Here is a 3,508-nt window from a genome sequence, read left to right on the forward strand (position 1 = left end):
CTCCTCCCGCTGCCCCCGCTCTGGAAAACATAGAAACTGATAGATGGTCAGGCTGGGACCTGACACGATCCCGCCCCCGGCCGGACCGTCGCTCATCATCCGCTCGCAACCCAGCTCTCCTCCGCAGCCGGGAAGCGTTTTGCACCGGCGGCCAGTGCTGCGGCGGCATCGATGAGCGCGCGCATGGCGACCTCCGCGTTCGCACGCTCCTCCCGCAATCCTCGGTGAGCCAGTCCCTGCAGAAGCGGTTCGACCACGCGTTCCAGCTGCTGCGACAGCGCCAGCAACCTCTCGCCATCCGCGCGAATGTGGTGGGCGCGCGAGCCGGTATCCGTGCCCGTCTCAAAAGCCTGGGTTAGGTCAGCGCACAGGCGCGCGATCTGATCCGATCCGTAAAATCGGGTCGGGAGGACGTGGATCTCAGCCATGGCTCCTCTCAGGCGGTAGCTTCGTGATAGGTCCGGTCCAAAATGCCGGGTAGATTACGAAAATCTTATTAAACAGAAGCGTCACCGTGAACTTTTCGCAGAGCCTCGCAACCTGCGGGTGTGATGGTCCACTCGGCAGCCGGATACCCACGCAACCGATGCGGTCTCAGCTCTCCGACCTGCTGGATGAGACCCAACCGCTGCAGCAGCTGGTTCGTCACGTCATCGACCGCCGAGGTTCGATTGCAAAGAGCGATGCGGCCGAGACGCTCGTGCTGGGACTTTTTCAGGAGCGCGCTGACTGGCACACCCGTTCGACGACGACCGCCCCCGTTCAGCCCTGCGTCCAGGCAGTGAGTGGGGATCGTATCGCCATCACCGTGCACACACGCGTTCACGCGAGAAAGCCCTGGCGCGCGTGGATCGAGCGCGTAGGTTGTCGGTAGGCGTCGGTGGATTCCCCCTCATACATAGCGACCTCAAACAGATACGATGTCGATTGGCTTTGGAACCCCACGCCCATCCCCACTAGTGTAACGCGACTCCAAGTAGTTCTGTTGTTAACGTCGATAATTAGACTGTTTTGTCGATATTATAACCGGCAAAAAATGGTATAATGCGGATTTTACGGAATCTTGCAGGCGCTATGGCCGCTCGGCCTAAACAAACGCGGTGGATCGAACGCATCGCTGCTCATGCAGTGGCCTCTAAGCGGCCTGGATCGCTTCAAGGAACTCGTCGACCTCACGCTTGACCGCCTGGGACTGCATTGCGAGCTCAGTGGCTGCCGCGAGGACCTGGGAGGCCGCGCTGCCGGTCTCGTTCGCCGAGACCAGCACTTTCGCGACGTTCGCTGAGACATCCTGCGTACCCCGCGCAGCTTCGGAGGCGTTGCGCGCGATCTCGTTGGTGGCCGCGGTTTGCTCCACGACCGTCGCGGCGATCGAGCCAGTTACCTGATTGATCGAGGCGATGGTCTGGCCGATCTGGCGGATCGCGGCTGCGGCACCGCCGCTGGCAGCCTGGATCGCCGCGATCTGGCTGCTGATCTCCTCGGTGGCGCGAGCGGTCTGGCTGGCGAGTTCCTTGACCTCGGACGCGACCACCGCAAACCCGCGCCCCGCCTCGCCGGCGCGGGCGGCCTCGATGGTGGCGTTGAGGGCGAGTAGGTTGGTCTGGCCCGCGATCGTCGAGATCATGGTGACGGCGGCGCCGATTCGACTGGCGGCTTCGCCCAACCCATTCATGGCGATGTCGGTGGCCTCGGCATCGCGGGCCGCGACGTTGGCGACCTCGTTCGAGCGCAGTACCTGACGCTCGATCTCCTGGAGCGAGGCCACCATCTGCTCGGCCGCGGCCGCGACCGTCTGCACGTTCATCGCCGTCTCCTCTGCCGCGGCGCTCGACGCGACCGCTTGGTGGTTAGTATCGTCGGCAACGCCGGTCATTGAGCGCGCGGTGGCGTCGAGTTCGGTGGCCGCGGAGGTGACGATGGCGATCGCACCTGCGATGCTGGTGTCGAACCCGCGTACGAGTTGGTCGACGCGATCCGCCCGGCGCTGCCGCGCCGACTGATCCGCTGCGTGCTGTGCCTCCAGCTCCATGCGCGCGATCGCGTTCTGGCGGAACACGTCGACGGCCTTGGCCATCTCGCCGATCTCGTCGGAGGCCCCCCGCGACGGGATTTCGACACTGGTGTCGCCGGCTGCGAGGCGCTTCATCGCGGCGGTCATGCCAGAGATCGGGCGAACGATGCTGCGCGCGATCAGGACGGCGAAGACCGTTCCAACGAGGAGGGCGATGGCGGTCGCGACGTAGAGGATCGCTTCACCCCGCGCGCTCGCCTCCAGCATCGCGGTCTGGGCGGCTCGGGCGCTCTGGGCGGAGGAGTCCCGCAGCGCGTTGGCGCCCTGAGACATCACCTCACCCTCGTCTTTGGTCCAGGTAACAATGCGGGCCGCGCGCGCCTTACCGACCCGCTGAACCTCATCGAACGCGGTCCGCCACGTCGTCAGGTTTCCCGCGACACGCTGCATCAGGGCGTCCCCATCGCGATCCTGTATCACGCGGCGCGCCTTGCCCACGGAATCAGAGACCTGCGCGAGTGCCGCGCCCACCTTGGCGGCATCCTCGGGCTTGGAGCTCGACCGATAGCGCATCGCCGTGTTCAATGCCGTACTGAAGGCGTCACGCGCACCGACGACGAGATAATAGGCGCCACCGGCCCCGCGCTCAGCTTCGGCGTCCCGAACCACCGCCAAGTCCGCTCTGAGCTTGTCGCTCACGGTCTCGATCCCGTCGGCGTAGAGTCGTGCCTCTTCGGCATAGAGGTCCTGAACGATCTTCCAGCTCACTGTGTAGGCATGGGCGGCCTTCTCGACCGTCTGGATAGCCTTCTGGTCGGCTTCGATAGTGATGTCCCCCTTGATCTTGGAGACGGCAGACGAGTACTCGACGAGATAGGCATCCGCTTGCTTCGCAAAGTCCGGATTGAAACTACGGAGCCACTGGTTCACCCGGACTCGGATCTTCTGGGTTAGAAGATCCATCTCGATTGCTTGGCCCTTGCGATCGAGGGCCGCCATATATGCGGTGACCTGGGTCTGATTTGTTTGATTCGTTAGCCAGCTGCTCGCAGAGGTTGCCGCCAAGATCGCCAAGAGCATCCCAAAGGCGAAATAAATGCGTGATTTTATGGTCATCACAATCCCGATCTCTCCGGAATCAACTCGGCTCGCCGAACACTGAGCCGTCAGACCATCACGATTTCGTTAAGCATAAACTAAATTCTTCAGATTTTGTCGACGGCGTATGAAGTCTCTGGATCTCTTTCGCTGAGATTGTTGCCGCTAATCAGGGTGAGAACGAACGGTCAGCCTATCAGTAGTGCGATACCGCTAGTACCGTTTCGGCGCGGCTCCTTATAACCTCCCGTAAGAGAGCCCGCTTCATGTACTTAAACGACGATAAAATTAACGCTTTTCCGACACAACAGATGCAACCGAATCGGTCCCGGCTCGTTCTCGGTAATTGCTCAGGTCCTTGGGCGTGGTGGTTGGACGTGGGCTGCGGGACGGAGG

2 protein-coding genes are annotated in these 3,508 nt (G+C 62.4%); both read right to left on the bottom strand.

Translation table 11 applies throughout. The features are described 5' to 3' along the window. Positions 1-95: 95 nt before the first annotated feature. Positions 96-428 carry a hypothetical protein gene (locus tag G3T14_RS23505; protein WP_163644913.1) on the bottom strand — a complete coding sequence of 111 codons (333 nt, stop codon included), beginning with the start codon at positions 426-428 and terminating at the stop codon, positions 96-98. 707 nt (positions 429-1,135) lie between these two features. Further along, positions 1,136-3,013, bottom strand: coding sequence for a methyl-accepting chemotaxis protein (locus tag G3T14_RS23510; protein WP_163644914.1), 1,878 nt, complete (start codon positions 3,011-3,013; stop codon positions 1,136-1,138). Between the last annotated feature and the right edge of the window lie 495 nt (positions 3,014-3,508).

It is taken from the genome of Methylobacterium sp. BTF04, from assembly GCF_010692745.1.
Classification (GTDB): Bacteria; Pseudomonadota; Alphaproteobacteria; order Rhizobiales; family Beijerinckiaceae; genus Methylobacterium.